Genomic DNA, 25,021 nt, shown 5'->3' with positions numbered 1-25,021 from the left:
AGATGGCGTGCAGTTTCGTGTTCATGCCGCCCTTGGTCCGGCCAATCAGGCGTCCACGCCCCCTTTTTCGCAGTCATGCTGCTCGCTGTACGGTGTGCCTTCAGGTACGTGGCGTCGATCATCACAGTCCTCTTTTCGCCGTGTTCGGCAGCCAGACCGGCCATCATCCGAGCAAAGATCCCCTTATCGCTCCACCGCTTCCAAGGGTTGTAGAGCGTCTTGTGCGGCCCGTACGCGGCGGGCGCGGCGCACCACCGCAAGCCATTGCGGTTGATGAAGATAATCCCACTCAACACGCGCCTGTCGACCACGCGTGGCTTGCCATGAGACTTGGGGAGAAAGCGCTCAAGACGCGCCATCTGCGCATCCGTCAGCCAGAGAAGATCAGACATGTTCACCGCTGGTTTTCAGCAAGATGATGCATCCGGCACGGCGGAAATCAATGGGTCCTGACCCTAGGCCAAAACCGTGTGACCGGAACACCGCTTACGAAAATACGCGCTATTTTTCAGCAGGTATTAAACCCGCTGAACGCCGTCACTGGCGGCGGCTGATCTCGCCATTGTCACAACTCTGTCAAATCCAGTCGATATGCTGACGTCAAGCACCTCAACTAGCGGGGGCTTGCGCCAAGCCATCCACGATATATAGTGGCCGCAGGCTAGAGCGGGATGGCCTGCTCCGGTGCTTGGAAAACGTCAGGCAGGGCAGGGGACGTGTCGCAGATGCAAGCCGATTTCAGAACGAATTTTGTCCGGGAATCCGGTGCCTTACGACAACATCCAGCCTTGGTCCTGAACGCGGATTATCGGCCGCTGTCTTATTACCCCCTGTCGCTGTGGCCTTGGCAGGACGCGATCAAGGCGGCGTTTCTGGACAGGGTCGATATTATCGCCGAATATGACGAGGTTGTCCGAAGCCCGTCGATGTCCCTGAAAATTCCCAGCGTCGTCGTCCTGAAAGATTATGTGAAACCCAGAAAGCGCGTGGCCTTCACGCGCTTTAATCTTTTCTTGAGGGATGAATTTCTCTGTCAGTATTGCGGATCGAAGGGCGATCTGACGTTCGATCATGTGGTGCCCCGCGCTGCGGGTGGAATCACCAGTTGGGAAAACGTGGTCGCTGCCTGCGCGCCTTGCAACCTTCGCAAAGGATCGAAATCCCTGCGCAACGCCGGACTGTCGCTGCGCAAACCACCACGCCAGCCGGGCGCGGAAGAATTGCGCAACATGGGCCGCCGCTTTCCGCCCAACCACCTGCACAAAAGCTGGCTGGATTTCCTTTACTGGGATGCAGAACTGGAAGCCTAGGCTGAGAGATCATGGCCAATGTAAAAATGGCCACAAAAATCACTAAAACTGGTTTTTGAGGTCAAAAGTGATGCATCGGATTCACAAGGCGTTGGGGTGTTGGGGTATAAAATCGCCGCAATGTGCTGACTCGTCCATGCGTGACCACATGTGGCCTCTCTGGTCGATCCGAAAACGGGCTTCTTTGCCACGTCATTTATAAAGGTCAAATCTGGTCCGGCGTGCCTGTCTAAGCCAAAAGACAACTGCGACCTTGGCAAACTTGCCTTGTAAGTTGTTGAAAAAAATCATTGCCTTAGCTTGCGCGAAACGCACCGTCAGTGAAAGGCAAAATTTTTGCTAAATTTGGTGGGCGACCCTGGAATCGAACCAGGCGTGCGTCTCCGCGAGGGAGTTACAGTCCCCTGCCACACCTTGCGGCCTGTCGCCCACGACCGGGCATGCCCGGTGTGAGGGGGTGATTACATTTGCCCCAAACTGGCGTCAACAGGAAAATCCCTTGCGCCGGGCAAAGCGTCGTCGCATTGTCGCGGGCCGCGGCGAATGGGGAAACGGGCAGATGAAAAAACCAAAATGGGTGGTCGAGAAGGAACAGGCGAAAAAGGCTGCCGGGTCAGAGACCGTGTGGCTGTTCGGACTGCATGCCGTGCGCGATGCGCTGGAAAATCCCGCACGCGAAAAATTGCGCCTGATCGTGACTCGGAACGCAGCCGATAAGCTGGCACCGGCCATTACCGCTGCCGGGATCGACCCCGAGATGAGCGATCCGCGCAGGTTTTCGGCACCGCTTGACCCGCAATCCGTGCATCAGGGGGCGGCGATGGAGGTCAAGCCGCTGAACTGGGGGCGGCTGGAGGATGTGTGCCTGGGGGACGGCACCGCGCCGCCGCGCCTTGTTCTGCTTGATCGTGTGACCGATCCGCACAATGTAGGGGCCATCCTGCGCTCTGCCGAGGTATTTGGCGCGGCGGCAGTGATCGGGACAATCCACCACTCGGCCCCCGAAACCGGCGCGCTTGCCAAGACCGCATCGGGCGCACTGGAGCGTCAGCCCTATCTGCGCATCCGCAACCTTGCCGAGGGGATGAACAAGCTGCGCGACATGGGCTATGTGCTTCTGGGTCTTGATGGCGAGGCCGAGGTCGAACTGGAGACCGCTTTGGATGGTCGTCGCGATCGTCCGGTGGCCTTGGTTCTGGGGGCCGAAGGGCCGGGGCTGCGGCCCAAGACCAAGGATACCTGCGATCAACTGGTCAAGATCCCCTTCGCGCGGGATTTCGGGTCGCTGAACGTCTCCAATGCCGCCGCGGTGTCGCTTTATGCAGCGCGTCCGTGAGCGCGGGGGCTTGTAACGCGAGGGGCGGCCCTCAATATTTCAGGCGGACGACCGGAGACGTGACCGGAGATTGCGAATGACCGCCAATACCAAGATTGCCACCTGCTGTTACTGCGGAACCCGCGCGGCGCTTGAACTGAGAGGGGACGTTCGGCACGAATTGGCCTGCACCTCTTGCGGTGCACCCCTGCACAATCTGAAAATGTTGCGCACGGATGCTACGGCGGCAGTCAAGGGGGCACAGGGCAAGACCATGCGGCGGGGCAAACCGGTCATGGCGAAGACGGACAGGCCGTCCCGCAAACCCAAAAAAGCGCGCTATAAAAAGCGGAAAGGCTTGGCGCAGCGTTTCGTCGAAGAGGCATTTGACGTCATCGAGGATCTGTTTGATTGACCGCGTCTCGCGGACGGACAGCCCCCGGAAGGTAAATGCTGACGGCGATTTTGCACATCATTGGGGTCGTGGGGCGGCAGAGCGGGTTGATGTCGTGTCTTGAGGTTTGCACAGGCAGGCTCTGGTCAAAACCGTCGCGGTCAATTATCTGCGGGGTAACACGCAAAGGGATTGCCCATGAGTTATAACGAACCCGGACCCGTCGAAGAAAACTGGAGCGATGCGATTTCGTCGATCGAAGAGATTGTCGAGGACGCCCGCAATGGCCGTATGTTCATTCTGGTCGACCATGAGGACCGTGAGAACGAGGGCGACCTGGTTATCCCCGCGCAGATGGCCACCCCGGATGCGATCAACTTCATGGCGACGCATGGGCGCGGGCTGATCTGCCTGTCGCTGTCATCGCACCGGATCGAAGAGCTTGGTCTGCAATTGATGAGCACCAACAATTCCTCGCGCCACGAGACGGCGTTCACCATCTCGATCGAGGCCCGCGAAGGCGTGACAACCGGCATTTCCGCCGCCGACCGCGCGCGGACGATTTCCGTGGCGATTGACGGCTCCAAGGGCGCGCAGGACATTGCGACGCCGGGGCATGTGTTCCCGTTGCGTGCCCGCGAGGGCGGCGTGCTGGTGCGTGCAGGCCATACAGAGGCCGCGGTGGATGTCAGCCGCCTTGCCGGCCTGAATCCTTCGGGCGTGATCTGCGAGATCATGAGCGAAGATGGCTCCATGTCGCGGCTGCCGGAACTGGTGGCATTCGCGCAGCGTCACGGGCTGAAGATCGGCACGATCAGCGATCTGATTGCCTATCGTCGCCGCCACGACAACCTTGTGCGCGTGCAGAAGGAAGAGGTCATCACCAGCGAATTCGGTGGCGAATGGACGATGAAGATCTATTCAGACAGCACCCATGGCGACGAACATATCGTGCTGATCAAGGGCGACATCACCGGAGACGATCCTGTTCTGGTCCGGATGCATGCGATGGACCCGATGCTGGATGTGATCGGCACCGGTCCGCGTGGGCGGTCAGATGAGTTCCGCGCAGCCATGCAGGCCGTGTCCGATGAAGGCCGCGGCGTTGTCGTACTGCTGCGCGACACCTCGATGAAGCTGGACGTCCATGACGAGGTGTCGCCAAAGACACTGCGCCAATACGGGCTGGGCGCGCAGATCCTGTCCTCGTTGGGTCTGTCGCGTCTTACGCTGCTGACGAACTCACCGCAGCCCAAGGTCGTCGGTCTGGAAAGCTACGGGCTGGAGATCGCAGGCACGCGCAAGATATCGGAGTTGGGCTGATGGCCGGGCAATCGCATTACACGCTGCCACGGCCCAAATTTGACCGCCCGGTGAAGCTGCTGATCGTGGTCGCGCCGTATTATCGCGACATCGCTGACGGCATGCTGACAGGCGCACGGGCCGAGATCGAGGCCTGCGGCGGCACGCATGAGACGGTTGAGGTTCCCGGCGCGCTGGAAATTCCAACAGCCATCGGCATCGCCGACCGTCAAAGCAACTTTGACGGCTATGTCGCACTCGGTTGCGTGATCCGCGGCGAGACGACGCATTACGATACGGTCTGCAACGATAGCAGCCGTGCGCTGCAACTGCTTGGTCTGCAAGGGCTTTGCATCGGCAACGGCATCCTGACGGTCGAAAATCACCAACAGGCCGCTGTGCGCGCGGACCCGGCAGACCAGAACAAGGGCGGGGGTGCCGCTGCTGCGGCCTTGCATCTGATCGCGCTCGCTCGTAAGTGGGGCGGCCAGCGCAAGGGGGTCGGGTTTCGTCCGGCCTCTGACGAATATCAGATCGCTGGTCAAACCAAGGGCCCGTCGACCGCATGACCTCTGAAACCGCGCCCCTTTCGGGCAACCAGCGCCGCAAGATGAAATCCGCCAGCCGCCTTTATGCGGTGCAGGCGCTGTTCCAGATGGAACATTCCGGCCAGACGACGAATCAGGTGCGCGTTGAATTCCTCGACCACCGGTTTGGTGCGGTCTATGACGGCGACGAAATGGCCGAAGGTGATCCGGACCTTTTCCGGGCGCTGCTGGACGAGGCGGTGAACAATCAGGCGCGGATCGACCAGATGACCGACCGGGCGCTGGTGGCAAAATGGCCGATTGCGCGCATTGATCCGACGTTGCGGGCGCTGTTCCGTGCGGCCGGTGCGGAACTGGTGTTGGCCGATACCCCGCCCAAGGTGGTGATCGTGGAATTTGTCGATGTGGCGCGGGCCTTCTTTCCCGAAGGCAAAGAGGCCAGTTTCGTCAATGCCGTGCTGGACCACATGGCACGTGAGGCGCGCCCGGAAGCATTCTGAGAAAGCTTCGGGGTCTATGCGCGTCAGCACAGCTTCGTGTTTAGCCCGTTCTCCAATTAGTCTGGCGGTCGCAACGCCAAACTCCGGCACGCCGACCCTGCCAATTACCGCTCAGGCAAGGGTGGCACGTCATTTGGATTTGATGGTCGGATCCTTCTCGTCGGCTTCTCTGATCAGGCGCGCGTCTTCGCGCATTTCCAGCCAGATCGCGTTCAGAACCGCGAACATCGCCGCCAGCGGAAGGCCCAAAAGCCAGGCGAAATACCACATTACTCTGTCCTTTCTTCAGTAACTGTGCTCGGTAACGTCGTCCTCGGTGACCTTGCCCCACAGAACTTTGTATACCCAGGCCGTGTAGGCCATGATGATCGGCAAGAAGATCGCGCCCGCCACCAGCATCACGAAAAGCGTCAGGTGGGATGAGGACGCGTCCCAGACCGTCAACGAACTGTCGGGCCGGACGGTCGAGGGCAGGATGAATGGAAACATCGTCAGACCCACCGAAGAGATGATGCCGATAATCGCCAGCTTTGACCACAGCAGGGTCGAGACCTCGCGCCCCGCCCGCAGGCCGAGCACTGCCAGTGCGATCCCGACAAAGCCCATCAGCGGCGCGACGGCGATCCAGGGCCGCGCGGCATAAGCCGACAGCCAACTGCCGCCATGAATGACAGTGCTGTATAGCGGGTTGGACGGACCGTCGCGCACGACCTCTCCTTGAATGGCGAAACCGTCAATGCCGATGGCCAGCCACAGACCCGCCAGCGCATAGCTCCCAGCGGCGATCATGCCCGCATAGGTGCCGATGCTGCGCGCGCGCGCAGCCAGCGGACCTTCGGCCTTCAAAGACAGCCAGGCGGCACCATGCATCACCAGCATGGACAGCGACACCACGCCGGCCAGCAGCGCGAAGGGGCGCAGCAGCCCCAGAAACTTCATTGCGAAATTGCCGTCATACATCGGCATCAGGTCATCGGTCAGGTAGAAGGGGATGCCCAGAAGCACATTGCCCACCGCCACGCCGAACAGCAGTGCGGGCACGGAGCTGCCGACGAACAATGCCCTGTCCCAACCGGCCCGCCATGCCGCGCTTTCGCGTTTGGACCGGTATTTGAATGCCACGGGCCGCAGGATCAGGGCGGCCAACAGCGCGAACATGGCCAGATAGAAGCCCGAGAAACTGGCCGCGTAAAGCGGTGGCCAGGCCGCGAAGATCGCGCCGCCGCCCAGGATGAACCAAACTTGGTTGCCCTCCCAGACCGGGCCGACCGTATTGATCACGATGCGGCGCTCAACATCGGTTTTGGCAACGAAGGGCAGCAACGTACCCACGCCCATATCGAAACCGTCGGTCAGGGCGAAGGCGATCAGCAACACACCCATCAGCGCCCACCAGATCACGCGCAACGTCTCAAATTCCATCAGGTCGGAAAGGATCATATCCGTTACTCCGCAGGTGTTGCGCCGGGGTGGCGCGTGTTGCTTGAGGGGGCGGATCCCGGTTCAGCGGTATCCGAGGCGAACGGGTCTTTGCCGTCATGGGTGCGCAGCCGGTGTTCGTGACGGATGGTCCAGGCGTCGGTTTCCTCGACATCCTCGAATGGACCCTTGCGGATGTATTTCAGCATCAGCGCCATCTCGATGATGAAAAGGACGGAGTAGAAAGCGGCAAACCCGGCCAGCGTGATCAGCAGATCCATCACGCTGAGATGCGAGGCCGACAGCGCCGTTGGCAGCACGCCGTCCACTGTCCACGGTTGCCGCCCGTATTCGGACACGAACCAGCCCAGCTCTGCCGCGATCCAGGGGGCAGGGATAATGGCCACCGCGCCATAAAGCGCCCATCGGGGAAACTGCATGCCGCGGAAACTGGCGCGATAAAAGAAATACAGCATCACCGCGATGAAGGTGAAACCCAGCCCCACCATGATGCGGAACGCCCAGAAGACCGGTGCGACCCCCGGCACAGTATCGTCGGAAGCTTGTGCGATCTGCTGCTCGGTGGCGTCTCGTGGGTCGTCCACATAGCGTTTCAGCAAGAGCGCGAAACCAAGATTGTCGGAATGCTCTTCGAATTTGGCGCGAATATCGGCGGGCGTCTCATCACGCTCTGTCCGGATCGTCATCAGGGCGTCATAGGCGATCAGACCGGACCGGATTTTGACCTCTGCCTCTTCGACCAACTCGTTGATGCCGGGGATTTCTTCGGTCAACGACCGTGTGCCGATAAGGCCCATGACCCACGGGATTTCGACCGCGTAATGCGTCTCGCGTGCTTCGCGGTTCGGAAAGCCGATGGCGGTGAAAGGGGCGGGGGCAGAATGGGTGTCCCACATTGCCTCGATCGCGGCCAGCTTCATCTTTTGGGTGTGGCTGGCGGAATAACCGGATTCGTCGCCCAGCACGACCACCGACAGCGCAGAGGCCAGCCCGAAGGCAGAGGCCACGGCGATGGAGCGCCGGGCAAGCTCTATATGGCGGCCCTTCAGCAGATACCATGCCGACACGCCCAGCACGAAGACCGAGGCCGTGACATAGCCTGCGGATACGGTGTGGACGAACTTGGCCTGCCCGACGATGTTGAAGATCACATCGAAAAAGTTGGTCATCTCCATGCGCATCGTCTCGGGGTTGAACTCTGCGCCCACCGGGTTTTGCATCCAGCCATTTGCAATCAGGATCCACAGGGCCGAGAAGTTGGACCCGATGGCGACCAGCCAGGCCACGGCGAGATGCGCAAGTTTGCTCAGCTTGTCCCAGCCAAAGAAGAACAGCCCGACAAAGGTTGCTTCCAGAAAGAAGGCCATCATGCCTTCCAGCGCGAGCGGCGCGCCGAAAATGTCGCCGACATAATGGCTGTAATAGGCCCAGTTCATGCCGAACTGGAATTCCATCGTGATGCCCGTGGCCACGCCAAGCGCAAAGTTGATGCCGAAAAGTAGGCCCCAGAATTTGGTCATCTGTCGCCAGATTGGCCGGTTCGTCATCACATAGACGGTTTCCATGATCGCGACGAGGATCGACAATCCCAGCGTCAGTGGCACAAAGAGGAAGTGATACATCGCCGTCAGCGCGAATTGCAGGCGTGACAGCTCGACGACATCAAGTTCCATGGTTCTGTCTTCCTTTCTTAGCCGCAACGAAAATCATTATGGGCGGAACGTCGCCGGGGTACAGAAAAACCTGCGCCGCAGAGTCAGCTTTAGCACGAAACCTAACACCCGCGCGCCAAGAGGCAAATTGATGTGGATCAAAAGCATTCATTTTCTGGCATGTGTTGACTGCAAAGTGATCAGATAATCGGCCATTTCCTGTTCTGCCCGCCGATGCGAGGCGATCAGGATGGCGGTAGCAGGCAGGGCGTGTTTCAGGTTCGCCAGAACCCGTCGTGCAAGCGGACCTTCAAGCCCTTCGGTCGGCTCGTCCAGCAGCAAGACGGAGGGGCGGCGCAACACCGCGCGGGCAAGGGCCAGCCGCCGCGCCTCGCCACCCGAAAGACCAGTTCCGCTTTCGCCAAGCGTGGCGTCCAGCCCGCCAATGCGTTGGACCACGCTGTGCAATTCGACTGTGGTTAACGCCTCCCACGCGGCGCTGTCGTTCAGGTCGTCGCTGGCGATGGCAAGGTTTTCGCGGATCGAGCCGCCGACGGGCCGCGCGCGTTGCGGCACCAGCGTCAGATGCCTGCGCAATTGCTCATCTGGCCAATCCGAAATGGAGGTGCCGAGCAGCGTGACCGTACCCGATAGCGGCGCACTCACAGCGGCGATGGCATCCAGTAGCGTGCTTTTGCCCAGTCCGCTGTGCCCCGTCAGCGCCGCCGTTTCGCCGGGGCGCAGGGTCAGCGACAGCGCCGTCATAAGCGGAGTTTGGCGACCGGGTGCCGCAACCGTGACACCATCAAGAACAAGGGCCGTCTGATGGTCTGGCGACACCTCGGGCAGGGGCAGGGCTGCGGGCTTTGGCGTTTCAGATGGCAATATGCGACCGGCGGCATCGTGCATCCGCCCCAGTTCTGCCAAACCGCGCCGCAAGGGCAGCAGGGTTTCGGCAAGGCCAAGTGCCGCGAAAAATCCGATGGCCGCTGCGGCGGGGCTTAGCGTGCTCAGCCCGACAGCAATATCACCGGCGAGAAGGGCGGCGGCGGCGGTCAGGGTGACAATAAGGTTCAGCGCCAACCCGGCGCGTTCGTCGATCACATTGAGGCGGCTCTCGGCATTTTGTTCCGTGCGCTCGCTTCGGGTCAGTTCATCCCGTCGCCGCGGTAGCAAGCCTTGCTGGATCGTCTCGCGCTGGCCTCGAAACAGGCCGATCACTTGACGGCGCAGGGTCTGGCGGCTGCGTTCGGCGGTTTTGGAGGGCACAAGCGCGGCGCGCGCCGTCAGCCACAGGACAAGCCCGCCACCGAAGATGTAGCCGCCCGCAATCGACAGCGCCACGCTTGGCACGGTCAGCCACCAGAGCATCGCAAAGGCCGCGATATGGGTCAGCAGCCCGGCAAGAAGCGGCAGGATCAGGCGCAGCACCAGCCCGTCAAGCGCATCGACATCTGCCGTGATCCGGGTCAGTTCGGCAGCGCTGCGCAGACGTCGCAGTTGGTCAATCGGCCAGTGCCGCAACCGGTCGAGCAGTGCCAGACGCAGCTTCGCCAGCGCACGCAGCGTGGTGTCATGCGTCAGCAACCTCTCGGCATAGCGCGCGCCGGCGCGTCCCAATGCCAGAAACCGGACCCCGGCACTGGGGCGGAAGACGTCGAAGGCAATGCCGATCCCGGCCAGCCCGGCAGCCCCCGTCGCCGTGATGAACCAGCCCGACAGGCCCAGCAAAGCGGCCCCCATGACCAGCACCGTCAGCGCCGCCGCAGCGCCGCGCCACATCGCCCAAGGGGACGCCTGCCAAAGCAAGCCTGCGACACGCCAGAGCCGCCTCATGCCTGTACCTCCGGCAATGCCACGGCGCGGTCCATCGCATCTATCAAAAGCGGGTCATGCGATGCGACGATGACGGTCTTGCCGCTGTCCTGCGCGCGGCGCAGCGCATCGATGATCAGACCAGCCGTGACCGCGTCAAGATCCGCTGTAGGTTCATCGGCAAGGATAACGTCCGCCCCGCTGAAGAAAGCGCGCGCCAGAAGCAACCGCCGCGCCTCGCCACCTGAAACGCCTGCGCCAAGTTCTCCCAATCGGGTATCAAGCCCGTGCGGCAGGGCGGCGACGATGTCGCTTGCATGGGCGATCCTCAACGCGGGGCCGGGATCGCCTTTGGTGCCGTGCGGGTCAAGAAAGTCGCTCAGGGTGGTGTCGGGAATATGGATGTGCTGCGGCATCAGGGTCAGGCGCGCGCGCCACGCGTCGGCGTTTTGGGCATCCAGGGTCTGATCCATCACGGTGATGCGTCCGCAAGACAGGGGCAGCAGTCCGGCCAAAGCAATCAAACAAGTCGATTTCCCCGATCCGCTGGCACCTGTCAGGGCCACGCTTTCGCCGGGTCCAATGGCGAAATCGGGCATGCGGACACGGGTGACGGTGTCGGCCTGCTCAACGCAAATCGACACCGGGCCGGGCAGCGGGGTTGCTTTTGCACCCAGCCCAAGGATCGGCAGGGCCGGGGCGGTGTTCAGTCCCGCAAGCTCGTCCGCGACGGCCTCTGCCGCGGCCTTGTCATGCCAGGCGGCTGCCAGATCACGAAGGGGCTGGAAGAAATCGGGCGCAAGAAGCAGCAGAAACACACCCTGAGAAATGCTCAACGGTGCCCCCCATGTGCCAAATGTGATTTCGCCCAGAAGCGAGAACCCGACATAAAGCGCAACCATCGCCACGCCGATGGCCGAAAACAGCTCCAGCACCGTCGAAGACAGAAAGGCGATGCGCAGAACCGCCATGGTCTTTTCACGCAATGCGTCCACGCGGGTGACAAACAGGGCGCGCGATCTGTCGAAACCCCCAAGCAACAGGATGTCCGGCAAGGCGGCGATCCGGTCCACGAGAAGGCGGTTCACGGTCCCAATCTCGACCATCTGGCGGGCGCTGGCATCGCGGGCGGCCAAGCCTATCAACGCCATGAAAACGGGGATAAGTGGACCTGTTACCAAAAGCACAATCGCGACCGCCCAGGATTGGGTCAGCGCAATCAGCACAAACGCCACAGGCACCACCCGCACTCGGATCATCGCCAACCGAAATCGTGTGAAATAGGGGGCCAGAAGCGGGATTTTGTCACAGACAAGCGCGGCGATTTCTGCCGAAGACAGGGCTGCGTCAATCCGTACCGTCTGCGCATCAAGCAACCTGCGCCGCGTGTCTTGCACCACCCGCTGTCCAAGATCGAAGACAAGTCGTCCTGCGCCATATGACAGCAGGGCGCGCAGAACACCGGTTGCGGCAAAGAGGATGACAAGGGCGACCCCATGGTCACCATCCCTTAGCCAGCCGGCGATCACTTCGGCAACTGCATAAGCCTGAACCACCCACAGCAAATCGGCACAGATGCGCAGGATCGCGCAGATCCGCAATCTGTCGGCTTGAGGTCTTGTCAGGGTCAGCACATCTCGCATCGGCTTGCCTTGCCACCGTATCTATCTTGCAAGCATATAGCCCAAGCCAGAGGCAGATTTGTTGTGTCATATTGACCGAAAGCGGATGGTCAAAACGTCATCGCTACGATGACCACTTTGCCGAAGGAAGGCATCGGAACCAGACAGCGACGCGCACGACAACCGGCAAACGCTTGTCGTCCGAAGAAACTCCGCACGGTACAATGTCCGACAAGCGGTGTAGACGGCGGTGACAGTGTCTGCTTTCTGGGACGTGGAAACAAAGGAGTGCAGCAATGGATGATGAACAACGGATTGGGGTTGCGTTGATCGGCGCGGGCATGATCGCCAAGACCCATGTTGCCGCGCTTTCCGCAGCGGGCGACCGGGTTCGGTTGGTGGCCGTTGTCTCTACCCGACCGGAACGGGCCGAGCACTTGGCTGCGCAATACGACGGTGCGGCACCACTGTTCACCTCGGACCTGTCGAAAGTGACGGATGATCCGTCGATCCGGATGGTTATCGTCGCGACGCCGCCCAGTGTGCGGATCCCGTTGATTGAAACGCTCGCCAAGGCAGGCAAGCATATTCTGTTGGAAAAGCCGGTCGCGCGGACGCTGGACGAGGCTGTGCAGGTTGTCGAGATTTGCGAAAGCGCGGGTGTCACGCTGGGCGTTCTGTTCCAGCATCGCGTGCGCTCGCCGTCCAAGGCGGCAGCACAGCGCATTGCAAGCGGTGCGTTCGGCAAGCTTGGACATGTCGAGATCGCCGCACCGCTGTGGCGGGATCAGTCCTATTACGAAGAGCTTGGGCGCGGCACCTACGCGCGCGACGGCGGCGGGGTATTGTTGACACAGGCGATCCACACGATCGACCTTGCGCTTAGTCTGACCGGACCTGTCGCGTCAGTGCAGGCGATGACCGCAACGACGCCTCTGCACCGGATGGAAGCCGAGGATTTCGCCGTGGCGGGCTTGCGCTTTGCGTCGGGGGCAATCGGCTCGCTTGTTGCCAGCACCGCCAGTTTTCCACAGCGAAAAGAGAGGATTACACTTCATTTCGAACATGCGTCTCTGCGTCTTGGCACGGATATGCTGGAGGTTCTCTGGCGTGATGGTCGCATTGACGACGAACCCCTTGCAACCGGCAGCGCGGGCGACACTGGTCCGATTGTGAACAACCACGAATGGCATCAGGGCATGATCGAGGATTTTGTCGACGCGATCCAGGAAAACCGGCCGCCCGTGGTCACCGGGCGCGCGGCGCTGGCGTGTCACCGGCTGATCGACGCCATCGAAAGGTCGTCGCGTGACGGGTGTCCGGTCGACATTCGGCAGTAATGGCCTCCGGCGATAGGCCGCGACAAATCCGGGCAACGCGGCGCGGATCCCGACGATAGCATCAAAGCCAGGCCGCAGGGTCGGTGGGGGCGGCTCTTTGGCCGGCAAATTGTTGCGGCCAATACGGTTGCCAACCGGTATATTGCGCACCGGCGGGAGCCGGAGAATTCAGCCCATCATCGCGCGAGAGAGTGATGGCTCAACTTTAAGAAAAATCCGTCGAATCGACGCAGTTCTTGATTTTTTAACGAGACTGCGCCAACAATCTTCTATCAATCTTTTATTTTTATCTGGGGTGGGGAAGTTGTTTCGTTCGATTGTCTTGGCGTCTCAAATCATCGTCCTGCTGAACGTCGCCCTGCCGGCTGTCGGTCAGGGAACGGAACCGGCCGCGACGGAGAATGTAAACCAGCTTTCTCAGAAAGCGTCAGCGTTCAGAAAGATCATCGCGACTCTTGAAAGCGAGTCCGCCGGGATCGAGGCCGCACTGGAAGAGAAAAAGGCCGTGCTCAGCGATCTGGAAAGCCAGATCGAAACATCGCGGGCGCAAGTCGGTGAGGTTCAGGAAACCCTCGTCGCCGCGCGATCAGAGGTGGATGCCCTCACGACCAGCCTTGCCGAAAAGCAGTCGGAATTGGCGGAGCTTGAGTCCGACGCGCAAGCTCGTGCAGGTGCTGTCGCCGAGCGGCTTCAAGCGGTGCAGGCCGACATCGCCAAGGCTGAAGAGACCAAAGCCGCGCTTGAAGCCAGGAACGCTGAACTGACCGCGCAGGCGGACGCGCTTGATGGCGAGATTGCGACCGCAACATCCACGCTGGAGGCGCAAAAAGCCGATGCTTTGGCGGCACAAGAGCGCGCTGCGGCGCTGCAAGAGCAACAGAAAACCGCCGAAGCCGAACGCGCCAAGGCGCGCGCGCAGGCTGACAAACTGGCAGACAACATTCAGGCGGCCGAAGCACAGCTGAGCGATCTTCAGGCCGAAATTGATGCCGCGGAAAGCACCAAGACGACCGCACTGCAAGAGGCGCAGACAGCGCGTGAGGGTGCCCTTGTCGCGGTCGAAACCGCCCAGGCAGATGCTGAAACAGCGCGGACAGAGACAGCAACGGCGATTGCCGAAAGAGACGCGCGCAGAAAAGAGCTGGAGGCGGTCACCGCGCAGCTTGAAACGGTACAAACCGACGTTGCCAAGGCCGAAGAGCGCGCGGGTGAGTTGGCGCAGGAAATCAAGACCGCCGAAGCCGCCAGTCAGCAGAGCAAGGACCAACTGGATGCCGCCGCGCAAGAGCGCAACGCCCGGTTGGAGGCAGAGGCTGAAGACCGCGCGGCCCGGATTGAGGCTTCCGCGCAAGAGCGGATGGCGCAGGTCGAAGCCGACGCGCAGGCCCGCGAAGCAGAATTGGAAGCTGAAGTGGCGGCCAGAATCGCAGGGCTTGAGGAAGAAGCGCAAGCGAACAGGGCGCGGCTAGAGGCGGAAGCACAGGATCTGGCGGCTCAGGTGGATACCGCCAATCAGCGTTTGGCACAGGTTCAGGAAGAAACGCGGGCGCGGGTCGCGCAGATGGAAGCCGCTGCACAGGAACGGATTGCCCAGATGGAAGCCGATGCGCAGGAGCGTGCGGCACAGTTGGACGCGGAAGCGCAGACCCGTCTGGCCGAGATTGAGCAGACCGTTTCGACACGGCAAGCGGAACTGGATGCACAAGCGCGGCAAGCTGAAGCTGCCCTGTCTTCCTTGAATGCTCAGGTTGCGTCGGGCGAGGAACGTCTGGCCGCGTTGCAATCGGAGTTGATCGAAGCGCGCGACATGCTTGCCACTCAGCGTGCGGCACTTGAAAGCACAGAAGAAGCGCCCACAAGCACGCCCGCTGCGGCGCAACCCATGGCAGCACCTCGCGGCAATCCTCGGCCTTTCGGACTGGTGGCAAGCACTGTGTCGAACGCCCCCGGTCTGGCAACCGCAACACAAGAACAAACCCAGCAATTGTCCACCTTGTTGAGCGAGGGCGCATGTACCCATGAAGCACTTGCCAGTGTCTTTGGAACCGTGAACCGTCAGACGCTGCTGTTCCTGCTTCAGGATCTGGGACGTTGTTGATGATTAGCATGAAACGAGAAAAGGGGATGGCAATGGACGTCTTGCACAGATGCATGCTGCATGTTTTTGCGACGGGCCTTGTTCTGTTATTGGGGGTCTCCTCTGCGCAGGCTCAGGAATTCGAGAAGAATATTCTGACCGGATCGCCAACGGGGACATATATTCAGTTCGGAAACGATATTGCCAATCTGATGGCCGAATGTGACCAGACGCTGAATGTCGTGGAAAGCGCCGGCTCGCTTGAAAATTTCCTTGGGGTGCGCAAACGGCGGGCGACGCAATTCGGGATCGTGCAAAGCGATGTGCTCGAATATCTCAAGACCTATTCGGCGAATGATCCGGCAATTGCCCGCGCGATTGCAGGGGTGCGGATTTCCTTTCCGCTCTACAATGAAGAAGTGCATTTGCTGGCGTCCAAGGGTATCGCAAACCCGGCGGATCTGAACGGCAAGCGCGTGGCCATCGGCGTCGAGGACAGCGGCACCTTCCTGACCGCTTCGTTGATACTGGACCTTCTGGGCATCACGCCCGCAGAGGTGCATACTATCGGCCCGCAAGAATCGATGGATCAACTGCTGGCGGGCGAGCTTGACGGCTTTTTCTATGTCGCGGGCGCGCCGACCAAACTGTTTCAGGATACAAGGATCGACGCGGAGCGTTTTCATCTCGTGCCGTTCGAAGACCCGCTTCTGCAAGCGGTTTACGTCCCGACACAGATCCCGGCATCGACCTATCCGTTTCAGGCCGATGTTGTTCCGGTCGTGGCGGTAAAGGCCGTTCTGATGACCTATGAGTACGCGCCGCGCCGAAATTCCTATCATGCTGCAAGCTGCAAGGCCGTGTCCGATGTCTCGCATCTGATTTTCACCAGATTTGGCGATTTGCAGAAAAACGGGCATCCCAAATGGAAACAAGTCGACCTGACGGACATTCCTCCGGGATGGGATGTCGCCGAATGCGCGAATGCGGGCCTCGCGGCAAACTATCCGCTAAGCTGCTCCTCTGGTGGGATGGAGGCGGTTCCGGATAGCGAAGCGAATAGCGCCTACCGTCAGCGCATCTGTTCTGTCATCGGCTGCTAGTCAGACACTTTCCGCACCCCATGTTCAGCCCCCTTTCACGGGGGGCTTAGTCGTTCCGGAATGGGATGGCTTGCCAGTCGAAGGACGCTCCGGATCCTGTTGTTACACGCCAGAACGCAGCCTGTTCCGGCAGCTTCACGCTAAGAGCAGTCAATGACGAGGCTGCAACACCGATGGGTGTTTTATCCTGATTGGCCAATTCGACTGAAAACACGTCGGCATTGCCATCCCAGATAAATTCGGCGGTCCCGTCCGTCACGAAAACTGTCAGCGGCCGAACGCTTTGCTGCCCGGCGGCGACGCTGCCCGGCGCGATCTCTGTCTGAAACACCATGTCGGCGTCATCGGCAACCGCGTACCAGCGTTGCGCAATCCCCGAGGCAAGCGCCACACCATCGCCGGTATCGAACAACTGACCGAGATATTCGGCGGCGCGCGGATGTCCCCGCAACGCCGCACGCGTATAGTTGATCGCGCTGTCCCTGGGGGTGGCGCTGTCCAGCCCGGCGTGGAAATAACCCAGCCGCTCTTCGTCATTCGTGGTCAGGCGCACAGGTTCAAGCCGCGCGGGTTTCGGTGGCTCGGTCTTTGACAGGCCATGCGGCCCGAGCGGCTGGATCGCGGATCTGGACACTGCTTGCGTGACATCGATCCTGCCAACTGGTGGTCTTTTTTGTTCGAACACGGCGGCCAGATCGGATGCCGGATCGGGTGTCTCTGCGCCTCCGGCGTCGGGTCTGTCTTGCTGCGTGTCCGTCTCGCGACCCTTGTCCGGGGTCTGTGCTATGCGGTTTGTGACCTCCTCGCTGTCGCTGCCGGCTGCCGAAGGTGTTGCCTGAAGATTTTGTAATTGCCGCGCAAGTTCAGCCTCTAACGCCTGCTGTTCTGCCTTGGCCGCAGCGATGGCTTGTTTCAGGATGTTCAACTCCTGCGCCGTCGGCTGAGCGCCCGTGTCGGGTGCAGGCGCAATAGCTGTTTGAGCGGGCACCGAAACGGACTCTTTGGTGGTGGTCGGTGACCGCGACGCATCGCCGGCCTGCTGGATCGATCCGGTCGGTGGCTCTTGTACCGGCTCATTTATCAGGTTCAGAACAAGAAGGGCGGGAACGGCGCAGGCCGCCGCAGCCAATCCACCCAGAACCAGCCGTGTCCTGCGACGACGGGGCAGGGGCGGCGGATCGGAGTTTTCAGACGGCGTTTGGGCTTCAGGGGCGGGCGATCTTTCTACCACCCAACCTCGCGGCGTCTTGGGGTCAGAGGGCAAAGTGTTTTCGGACGGCCGTTCGTTTGTACTCGGTGCGGCTGCCGCAATCTTTTTCGGCAGCGTTGGTGGTGCGTCTGGCTGACGAGGTGCAGCTGTCGAACCCTCCCGCGCAATTGACGAGGGCGGTGACGACAGCGGTTTGAAATCCGGTGAAGGGGGCGAATGATCCAAGGTGATCGGGGCACCGCCGGGTGGGTTCCACTCCTCCTGCACTTCACGGATAAAGGCCGCGTCAATTGTTTTGCGGCCCTGCTTCGCCGCACAGAAAAGCGCCAGATCACACAGCTTGTTTATCAAGCGTGGCGTGCCTCGCGAATATGCATATATCTCGTCGAGCGCATCGCCTTCGAACAGACGATTGCCTGCATAGCCAGCCAATGCAAGCCGCCCCTCGACATAGGCCGCAATTTCGTCCCCAGGCAGTTGTTGCACCTGAATCCGATCGTCGATCATGTCGGCAAGGGGTTTCATCGACGCCCGTGCGACAAGCTTCCGAAGTTCGGGTTGTCCGGCAAGAATGATCGAGCAGCGCAAGTCTGCTTGTGGCTCGTCCCATGCAATATGAGCCAACAAGAGTGCCGCATCGTCAGCCAGGGTTTGGGCTTCGTCGATAATCAGCAGCGGCGGCATTTGTTCCGCAGCCGTTCTGGCCATCTCGGCTATCGCAAATGCCGCCAGTTCTTCGGTCGGGCGGTTCGCGAATGGCCTTCCCAGGCTCAACAGGATTTGTTGAGGGACCTCTCTGGCTGAATTCAGGCGGCTTGAAATCAGGATGACGCGACGCCCTTGCTCAATCTCTCTCGCCTTCATAAGTGCCTGAAGGATGGTGCTTTTTCCACAGCCGACCTCACCGGTGAACAAGGTCATGTTCGCTCCGGTCAGGACGTTTCGCACTAGTTTTTGGTAGACAGTTTTATGCTGCGTTGTCCAAACCAGAAAATCTGGATCCGGCACAATCGCGAATGGGCGACTCTGAAGATTGAAAGAATCTATATACATAGCGGTTTATGTTAATCCCCCATAAATTATGAACTATCGCGGCGAATATTGCGAGTCTCATAACACTTGGGGTTGTGAGGGGGCTGGATGGTCATACTGTGTGGTCGTTGGGCCGCCCGAATATGTGACCGTCGCTCCCAATGTCGCGAAGAAAAACCTTTCGTCAGTTGCAACGCATGATCAGCAGGTTTCGGTCTGTTGGCGTAGCTCGCAACAAGTTGCCAGCGGACCTGCCGACGCTTGGCGGGTCACCCGCAGAGTTGCCCGATACTACTTGGAAGATTGATTAAATATGTTCACTGACATAACAATATAGTTGAATACTAATTGAGTTCCGGTGGGATTTCGTGGCGACCGATGAAACGACGGCCACAGGTGCAGGCACCGATCCAGACCGCGCGCCCTGTCTGCGTCCGGCATTCTGCCGGTGACATCTGAAAATCCGGCGAGGGACCGTATGACTTTAGCGAATGACACTGACGAAGACAACTCGGCCCAGCCGTCTGACAGGTTGTTGCGTCAGTTCGTCGGCTACAACATAAAACGGGCCTATATACAATTACAGGGCGATTTGACCCAAACGCTGGCACCTTTTGGCCTGCGGATCGGCACATTTTCGGCGCTTGCAGTTGTGGTGGGCAGCGAAGGCATTTCTCAGACACAGCTTTCGGAGGTGCTGAATATCAAGCGGTCAGGTGTCGTGGTGTTGGTCGACGAACTGGAGAATCTGGGCGCAATTGACCGCAAGCCCGTCGAAACCGATCGCCGCGCCTACGCGTTGCGGGTGACAGCAAAGGGTTGGCATCTTTGGCAAAATGCGGAGCGTGCCGTGCAATTGCATGAGGATGCGCTGTTTGACAAGCTTGCGGTCGAGGACATCCGCACGCTTCGGGAATTGCTTGTGCGTGCGACGCGCAGCGCGACACGGAAACGACAGGAAGCGGGCGAATGAAAGACCCGGTCACAGGTCTGAGGCTGGTGCCCCATTCCGTCGAAACGCAGCACGAAGGGCCCCATATCTTTCTGACGTCGAAGGTGCCTCTGGACGCCGTCGTGGACCGTACATCTGATTGGCTGCATCACTGGGCGCGTGCGGCACCCGACCGTGTGTTTCTGTCCGAGCGGGCAGGCGATAGCTGGCGCGAGGTTACCTATGCGCAGGCACTGCGGCAGGTGCGCGCCGTCGCGGCGTCACTGGTGGCGCGCGGGCTGACGCAGGATACGCCCATCGTCATCCTGTCAGGCAATTCCATCGATCACGCGCTGCTGTCTTTCGGGGCGCAATATGTCGGCGTTCCGACCGTGCCACTGGCCGAGCAATATTCGCTGATCCCCGAGGCACATGGACGGCTGACTTATGTTCTGGACAAGGTCAATCCGGCGATGGCCTTTACAGACGATGTCGGGCGCTATGCCACTGCCCTGATGCTGCCGCAGTTCGACGGGGTAGAAGTTGTGGCCTCGAACCCCACCGGCGCGCCGCGCGACGTGACAGCCTTTGCCGATTTGCTGGATGGCGATGCGACCGTCGATCTGGGCACCCGCCATGCCACGGTAGGGGCTGATACCGTCGCCAAGATCCTTTTCACCTCTGGGTCGACCTCCGATCCCAAAGGCGTGCTGACCACGCAAGCGATGATGTGCACCAATCAGGCGCAGATGGCGTCTGTTCTGCCGTTCCTCAAGGATCGTCCACCGCGGATTTGCGACTGGCTGCCGTGGAACCACGTCTTTGGCGGGTCGCATAACGTCAACATGATGCTCGCCCATGGCGGCACATTGGTGATCGACAGCGGCAAGCCGACCAAAGACCTTTTTGCCGATACCGTGCGCAACATCATCGAAAAACCCGGAACTTTGTCTTTCAACGTGCCCGTGGGATTTTCCTTGCTGGTGCAGGAAATGAAAACCAACGCCGCGCTGCGCGAGGCATATTTCCGCGATCTCGATCTGATCTTCTATGCCGGTGCCTCGCTTCCGCAAGAAGTCTGGACCGGGCTAGAGGACATGGCGCGCGAGGTGCGCGGCAAGCTGCCCCTGATGATTTCCAGCTGGGGCATGACCGAAACCGCGCCCGCAACGGTGATGTTGCACGAACCTATCGGACGGTCGGGCGTGATCGGCGTGCCGCTTCCGGGGACCGAGATCAAGCTGACTCCCGACGCTGAAATGCGCTGCGAGCTGCGCGTGAAAGGCCCCAACATCATGCCGGGATATTACGGCGATCCTGACAAGACGACGCAGGCTTTTGACGACGAGGGATTCCTGATCACCGGCGATGCTGTCCGCTTTGTCGATCCCGGCGACCCGGATCGCGGGCTGAGTTTTGACGGGCGCGTGTCCGAAGATTTCAAACTGCTGACCGGGACATGGGTTCAGGCGGGCAAGCTGCGGATTGACGCGCTGGAAGGGCTGCGCGGGCTGGCGCAGGATGTGGTGATCTGCGGCCATGACCGCGGCGCAATTGGTCTGTTCATCATCCCGCAACCCGATCAACCGCGCGGCGGCAACATTTCTGAAGGGGCGGTGATCGATGCTGCGCTTCAGGCCCGGATCGAAGAGCGTCTGCGCGAGATGGCCCGCGCCGCCACCGGATCGGCCAGGCGCATCAGCCGCGCGATCATTCTGGCCGAACCGCCCTCGCTCAAAGATGGCGAGATTACCGACAAAGGCTCGCTCAACGTGCGCAAGATCATCACGCGCCGTGCCAATTTGCTTGAGCGGCTTTATGACAACGAAGACCCGGCGCTGATCCGCGTCTGAAGGAGGCAACCATGGTCGATTTTTCCAAGGTCCGCGCGATCGACATTCACACCCATGCAGAAGAACCCTGCGGTTGCCATGCCGATGACGGATATGACGAGTTGCAGCGCACGATGGCGGGGTATTTCGGTGCACCGTGGGAACATCCCCCGACCATCCCCGAGACCGCCGCACATTACCGCGAACAGAACATCGCGGCGGTGATCTTTCCCGTCGATTCCGAGCGTGAGACCGGCTACCGGCGCTATTCCAACGACGAGGTTCTGGACCTGGTCAAACAGAATGACGACATCCTGATCCCCTTTGCCTCCATCGACCCGTGGAAGGGCAAGATGGCGGTGCGCGAGGCACGGCGGCTGGTTGAGGATCATGGCGTCAGGGGCTTCAAGTTCCATCCGACCTTGCAGGGGTTCTATCCCAATGACCGGATGGCCTATCCGTTCTACGAGGTGCTGGCAGAGCATAACTGCGTGGCGCTGTTTCACACCGGGCAGACAGGCGTTGGATCGGGGATGCGCGGTGGCAACGGAATGCGGCTGAAATATTCCAACCCGATGTATCTGGATGATGTGGCGGTGGATTTCCCCGACATGAACATCATCGCCGCCCATCCCAGCTTTCCCTGGCAGGAAGAGGCGCTGGCCGTCGCCCAGCACAAGCCCAACGTCTATATCGACCTGTCGGGCTGGTCTCCGAAATACTTCCCGCCGATCCTGGTGCGCTATGCCAACAGCCTGCTGAAGAAGAAGATGCTGTTCGGATCTGACTGGCCGATGATCTCGCCCGAGAAATGGCTGAATGCTTTTGAGAAGGCGGATTTCAAGGACGAGGTGCGCCCGCTGATCCTGAAGGAAAACGCGATGCGGCTGCTGGGCGTTTCTGGCTGACCGGGCCGGACACCCCCGGCGGGGGCATCCAGTAGTTCTTGCAGGGTGGTGCCAAAGGCCAAATCTGCCCGGTTTGGAGTGGCGACCGTTCGCGCGATGATCCAAAGGCGCTTGCGGACGGCGTATGACGCCGCCCGACAAGTTCAATCCGGCGTCGCGCGTCAGGCGGTTACATCGACGACGACCCGGCCCTTGACCTGACCTTTCAGGATGTCGCGGCCCAGACCGGGCAGGTCCGCAAGCGTGGCGGTCTGTACCATCGCCTCCAGCTTGTCCATCGGCAGATCCCTGGCGATCCGGCCCCACGCGCGGACGCGGTTCTTATACGGTTGCATCACGCTGTCGATGCCCAACAGATTGACGCCGCGCAGGATGAAGGGCGTGATCAATGCGCCCTCAATCGCTGCGCCGCCCGCCAGGCCAATCGCAGCGACGGAGCTTCCATATGTCATCTGCTTCAGCACACGACCCAGCATGGCACCAGCGACGGCATCGACGCAGCCGCCCCAAAGCTCTGCCTCCAGCGGTTTGCGGGTGACCTCCGTCAAGTCCTCCCGCGCGACGATCTGCGTGGCGCCAAGGCTTTTGAGGTAGTCCTCCTGCTCGGGGCGTCCGGTAACGGCGGCGACCTCGTGACCCAGATGGGCAAGGATCGCGGTCGCGACCGACCCCACACCGCCCGCAGCACCGGTGACAAGCACCGGGCCATCCTTCAGCCCCTGATCCTCCAGCGCCATCACGGCCAGCATCGCGGTCAGACCGGCGGTGCCCACGGCCATGGCCTGACGGGTGGTCAGGCCGTCGGGCAGCGGCACCAGCATGTCGGCCTTGACGCGCGCCTTTTCGGCATAGCCGCCCCAGCGGTTTTCGCCGACACGCCATCCGGTCAGCACGACCTTGTCGCCGGGCTTGTAGCGGTCGTCCTCCGACGCCTCCACCGTTCCGGAAAAGTCGATGCCGGGCACATGGGGGTAGGTGCGCACCAGCCCGCCACCGGGGCCGATGCACAGCCCGTCCTTGTAGTTCATGGTGGAGTATTCGACCGCAACGGTGACATCGCCCTCGGGCATTTGATCTTCGCTGATGTCCTGAACCGAGGCAGAAGTCTTGCCCTCGTCATTCTTTTCAACAAGCAGAGCCTTGAACATGGTGTCCTTTCCTGAAAGCCAGTCTTCTCGTGAACGGGTCCGGGGCGCAGGCCATCGGGCGCCCCGGCCGTATATGTGGTCTTGTCGCGTGCGACTGCTGTCGCTGGTTCAGCGTGGCCCGTGCCAGTCAATCTGGCAGATCTCGGCCGAGCGGCCTTCGAAATCCCAGACCCGGCCATGGGCGCGGACGCGCGCTTTTGTGGCTGTGGCGACGGTGATGTCTGGCCCCATCCAGTAATCGGTGTTGGAGATCACGATCTCTTTGCCGCCATTTCCGGTGACGGGAACGACCTCGCCCTGGATTTTCTTGCCTACCATCAGCCGCCGAGTGGTTCCTTCGGTCTCGAAGGATACAGGCGCGCGTTCGGCCCCCAGAAACTCAGAGACCAACATGCCGAACAGGCCCGTCGTGCCGCGCGCCGCGCCGCTGAAAATTGCGACCAGCGCATCATAGGCGGCCTCGCTTGCCCTCTCGTCGATATAGGCGGCTGCCTTCCAGTTGCCACGGCCCATATTGCCGGGGATGTCCATGATCAGCCCGACACTGAGACCTGACAGCACCTCGTCGCCGAACGCACCTTCGTCGATGCGGATGCCGACCCAGGCCTGACAGTAACCTTCGGTCGGAGGGTGTTTGCCAAGGCTGACGACGCAGGGGCAGAACACCGTGCAGTTGCAGTTCAGGATCAGCTCTCCCTTGAGCGTCCAGTCGGGAATGGTGGTGGCGTCCAATGCCATTGCGGGGCTCCTCCCTTTCAGAATAACGGTATTGCAAGCCCGGCGACGATCAGGGCGACGCCAAGCGGTTTGGTCAGGTAGCGCCCAAGTTCGGGCAGTTTCTCCAGCGTCATCAGAACCATGGCCAAGCCCATGAAGGCCAGGTTCATGGTGCCGCCGACAAATCCCAGCAGCATCAGCGCCCAGCAGCACCCGACGCAATCCAGCCCCAATCGCAATCCGTTGCGGAAGGGGCCTTCGTCCCAATACTGCATGAAGAATGTCAGCGGTGCACGGCAGCGCGACAGGCAGGCGTCTTTCAGTGCGCTGAATTGATAGAGGCCCGCGCCGATCAGCAGGGCCATCGTCAGCGGGACGGACACGCTTTGTCCAAGGCCGCCGATCAGGCCCAGCTCGAACAGGCTGACCTGAGCGAGCGCGGCGATCGCGGAAAATCCGAACCATGCTGTCAGGTAGCCCCCCATCAACTTGCCAAAGCCTGTTGGGGTGACGTGACCGAGATCGTCATAGGTGGCAAAGGCGGGCAGGGCGGTGGGGGCCATCATCGCGGCGCTCATCAATGCCCACATCGCGAACGCAGATGCAAAACCGGACGCGCCGAACCCGCCGCTACACAGCAAGTCGATAAATGACGCGCCGTATGTGGCCTCAAGGCTTCGCAAATCTGCCGGGATTGCCATGCGGAACAGCACCGCCCAGCACAGCAATGTGCCGGCAAAGAAGGCAAGCCAATGGGCCCCGCGCAGGGATCTGATACGCAATGCGAGCATGGCCCCTCCTTCCTGTCCTGCATCCGACGATGAA

At 60.7% G+C, this 25,021-nt stretch carries 21 protein-coding genes, 1 tRNA gene and 1 pseudogene; 12 read left to right on the top strand and 11 right to left on the bottom strand.

Going from position 1 to position 25,021, the window contains the following annotated elements; translation table 11 throughout:
* A pseudogene (locus DMZ65_RS16185) lies at window positions 1–392 on the bottom strand (IS5 family transposase); the annotation flags it as partial.
* Between the two features lie 333 nt (window positions 393–725).
* Between DMZ65_RS16185 and DMZ65_RS16180 the strand changes: the two are divergent.
* The gene (locus DMZ65_RS16180) at window positions 726–1,310 is read left to right on the top strand and encodes an HNH endonuclease (RefSeq protein WP_116599903.1); all 585 of its coding nucleotides are present in this window, start codon (window positions 726–728) and stop codon (window positions 1,308–1,310) included.
* Between the two features lie 346 nt (window positions 1,311–1,656).
* Here the strand turns inward: DMZ65_RS16180 and DMZ65_RS19520 are convergent.
* Window positions 1,657–1,740: transfer RNA gene (locus tag DMZ65_RS19520), tRNA-Tyr, on the bottom strand.
* A gap of 129 nt (window positions 1,741–1,869) precedes the next feature.
* Between DMZ65_RS19520 and rlmB the strand changes: the two genes are divergently transcribed.
* The 5 genes from rlmB to nusB all read left to right on the top strand — a co-directional run bounded on the left by rlmB (window position 1,870) and on the right by nusB (window position 5,369).
* Window positions 1,870–2,646 (top strand): 23S rRNA (guanosine(2251)-2'-O)-methyltransferase RlmB, encoded by a 777-nt coding sequence (gene rlmB, locus DMZ65_RS16175; protein WP_116599908.1) that lies wholly within the window; start codon window positions 1,870–1,872, stop codon window positions 2,644–2,646.
* 76 nt (window positions 2,647–2,722) lie between these two features.
* Complete coding sequence (locus DMZ65_RS16170) at window positions 2,723–3,040, top strand: hypothetical protein (RefSeq protein ID WP_116599902.1); 318 nt, start codon at window positions 2,723–2,725, stop codon at window positions 3,038–3,040.
* Window positions 3,041–3,217: 177 nt separating this feature from the next.
* Complete coding sequence (gene ribB / locus DMZ65_RS16165) at window positions 3,218–4,342, top strand: 3,4-dihydroxy-2-butanone-4-phosphate synthase (RefSeq protein WP_116599901.1); 1,125 nt, start codon at window positions 3,218–3,220, stop codon at window positions 4,340–4,342.
* On the top strand, window positions 4,342–4,890 hold the full coding sequence (locus DMZ65_RS16160) for a 6,7-dimethyl-8-ribityllumazine synthase (RefSeq protein WP_116599900.1): 549 nt from the start codon (window positions 4,342–4,344) through the stop codon (window positions 4,888–4,890). Before ribB ends, DMZ65_RS16160 begins: the two co-directional genes overlap by 1 nt.
* The gene (gene nusB, locus DMZ65_RS16155) at window positions 4,887–5,369 is read left to right on the top strand and encodes a transcription antitermination factor NusB (protein WP_116599899.1); all 483 of its coding nucleotides are present in this window, start codon (window positions 4,887–4,889) and stop codon (window positions 5,367–5,369) included. The genes DMZ65_RS16160 and nusB overlap by 4 nt, the downstream gene beginning before the upstream one ends.
* Window positions 5,370–5,498: 129 nt before the next feature.
* Here the strand turns inward: nusB and cydX are convergent, their stop codons facing one another.
* From cydX to DMZ65_RS16130, 5 genes are all read right to left on the bottom strand, one after another.
* Window positions 5,499–5,639: a cytochrome bd-I oxidase subunit CydX gene (gene cydX, locus DMZ65_RS16150; RefSeq protein ID WP_116599898.1), complete on the bottom strand. Its 141-nt coding sequence runs from the start codon at window positions 5,637–5,639 to the stop codon at window positions 5,499–5,501.
* Between the two features lie 15 nt (window positions 5,640–5,654).
* Window positions 5,655–6,809, bottom strand: a complete 1,155-nt coding sequence (gene cydB / locus DMZ65_RS16145) for a cytochrome d ubiquinol oxidase subunit II (protein WP_116599897.1) — start codon at window positions 6,807–6,809, stop codon at window positions 5,655–5,657.
* Window positions 6,810–6,814: 5 nt separating this feature from the next.
* On the bottom strand, window positions 6,815–8,482 hold the full coding sequence (locus tag DMZ65_RS16140; RefSeq protein ID WP_116599896.1) for a cytochrome ubiquinol oxidase subunit I: 1,668 nt from the start codon (window positions 8,480–8,482) through the stop codon (window positions 6,815–6,817).
* A gap of 147 nt (window positions 8,483–8,629) precedes the next feature.
* Window positions 8,630–10,297: an amino acid ABC transporter ATP-binding/permease protein gene (locus DMZ65_RS16135; RefSeq protein WP_116599895.1), complete on the bottom strand. Its 1,668-nt coding sequence runs from the start codon at window positions 10,295–10,297 to the stop codon at window positions 8,630–8,632.
* Window positions 10,294–11,919, bottom strand: coding sequence for an ABC transporter ATP-binding protein/permease (locus DMZ65_RS16130; RefSeq protein WP_116599894.1), 1,626 nt, complete (start codon window positions 11,917–11,919; stop codon window positions 10,294–10,296). Before DMZ65_RS16130 ends, DMZ65_RS16135 begins: the two co-directional genes overlap by 4 nt.
* A gap of 275 nt (window positions 11,920–12,194) precedes the next feature.
* Between DMZ65_RS16130 and DMZ65_RS16125 the strand changes: the two genes are divergently transcribed.
* The 3 genes from DMZ65_RS16125 to DMZ65_RS16115 all read left to right on the top strand — a co-directional run bounded on the left by DMZ65_RS16125 (window position 12,195) and on the right by DMZ65_RS16115 (window position 16,418).
* Entirely contained in the window at window positions 12,195–13,238 is a 1,044-nt protein-coding gene (locus tag DMZ65_RS16125) for a Gfo/Idh/MocA family protein (RefSeq protein WP_116599893.1), read from the top strand.
* Between the two features lie 322 nt (window positions 13,239–13,560).
* On the top strand, window positions 13,561–15,336 hold the full coding sequence (locus DMZ65_RS16120) for a coiled-coil domain-containing protein (protein WP_157960659.1): 1,776 nt from the start codon (window positions 13,561–13,563) through the stop codon (window positions 15,334–15,336).
* 53 nt (window positions 15,337–15,389) lie between these two features.
* The gene (locus DMZ65_RS16115) at window positions 15,390–16,418 is read left to right on the top strand and encodes a TAXI family TRAP transporter solute-binding subunit (RefSeq protein ID WP_232825038.1); all 1,029 of its coding nucleotides are present in this window, start codon (window positions 15,390–15,392) and stop codon (window positions 16,416–16,418) included.
* Between the two features lie 46 nt (window positions 16,419–16,464).
* Here the strand turns inward: DMZ65_RS16115 and DMZ65_RS16110 are convergent, their stop codons facing one another.
* Window positions 16,465–18,549 (bottom strand): ExeA family protein, encoded by a 2,085-nt coding sequence (locus DMZ65_RS16110; protein WP_157960658.1) that lies wholly within the window; start codon window positions 18,547–18,549, stop codon window positions 16,465–16,467.
* Window positions 18,550–19,138: 589 nt separating this feature from the next.
* Between DMZ65_RS16110 and DMZ65_RS16105 the strand changes: the two genes are divergently transcribed.
* Genes DMZ65_RS16105 through DMZ65_RS16095 form a run of 3 tightly spaced genes read left to right on the top strand, consistent with a single transcriptional unit; the run spans window position 19,139 to window position 22,331 of the window.
* Complete coding sequence (locus DMZ65_RS16105) at window positions 19,139–19,633, top strand: MarR family winged helix-turn-helix transcriptional regulator (RefSeq protein WP_116599890.1); 495 nt, start codon at window positions 19,139–19,141, stop codon at window positions 19,631–19,633.
* Window positions 19,630–21,444, top strand: a complete 1,815-nt coding sequence (locus DMZ65_RS16100; RefSeq protein ID WP_116599889.1) for a feruloyl-CoA synthase — start codon at window positions 19,630–19,632, stop codon at window positions 21,442–21,444. Before DMZ65_RS16105 ends, DMZ65_RS16100 begins: the two co-directional genes overlap by 4 nt.
* 11 nt (window positions 21,445–21,455) lie before the next feature.
* Window positions 21,456–22,331, top strand: a complete 876-nt coding sequence (locus DMZ65_RS16095) for an amidohydrolase family protein (protein ID WP_116599888.1) — start codon at window positions 21,456–21,458, stop codon at window positions 22,329–22,331.
* A gap of 161 nt (window positions 22,332–22,492) precedes the next feature.
* Here DMZ65_RS16095 and DMZ65_RS16090 read toward each other — a convergent pair whose 3' ends face one another.
* The 3 genes from DMZ65_RS16090 to DMZ65_RS16080 all read right to left on the bottom strand — a co-directional run bounded on the left by DMZ65_RS16090 (window position 22,493) and on the right by DMZ65_RS16080 (window position 24,987).
* Window positions 22,493–23,479 carry an MDR family oxidoreductase gene (locus DMZ65_RS16090; RefSeq protein WP_116599887.1) on the bottom strand — a complete coding sequence of 329 codons (987 nt, stop codon included), beginning with the start codon at window positions 23,477–23,479 and terminating at the stop codon, window positions 22,493–22,495.
* 108 nt (window positions 23,480–23,587) lie between these two features.
* Entirely contained in the window at window positions 23,588–24,217 is a 630-nt protein-coding gene (locus tag DMZ65_RS16085) for a DUF1326 domain-containing protein (protein WP_116599886.1), read from the bottom strand.
* Between the two features lie 17 nt (window positions 24,218–24,234).
* On the bottom strand, window positions 24,235–24,987 hold the full coding sequence (locus DMZ65_RS16080; protein ID WP_198662716.1) for a DUF2182 domain-containing protein: 753 nt from the start codon (window positions 24,985–24,987) through the stop codon (window positions 24,235–24,237).
* Window positions 24,988–25,021: the final 34 nt, after the last annotated feature.

The sequence above is a fragment of the Primorskyibacter marinus genome (assembly GCF_003313245.1).
In the GTDB taxonomy this organism is placed as follows: domain Bacteria; phylum Pseudomonadota; class Alphaproteobacteria; order Rhodobacterales; family Rhodobacteraceae; genus Primorskyibacter; species Primorskyibacter marinus.
The sequence above is the reverse complement of the archived record's forward strand: the minus strand, read 5'-3'. Positions and strand labels throughout refer to the sequence as shown.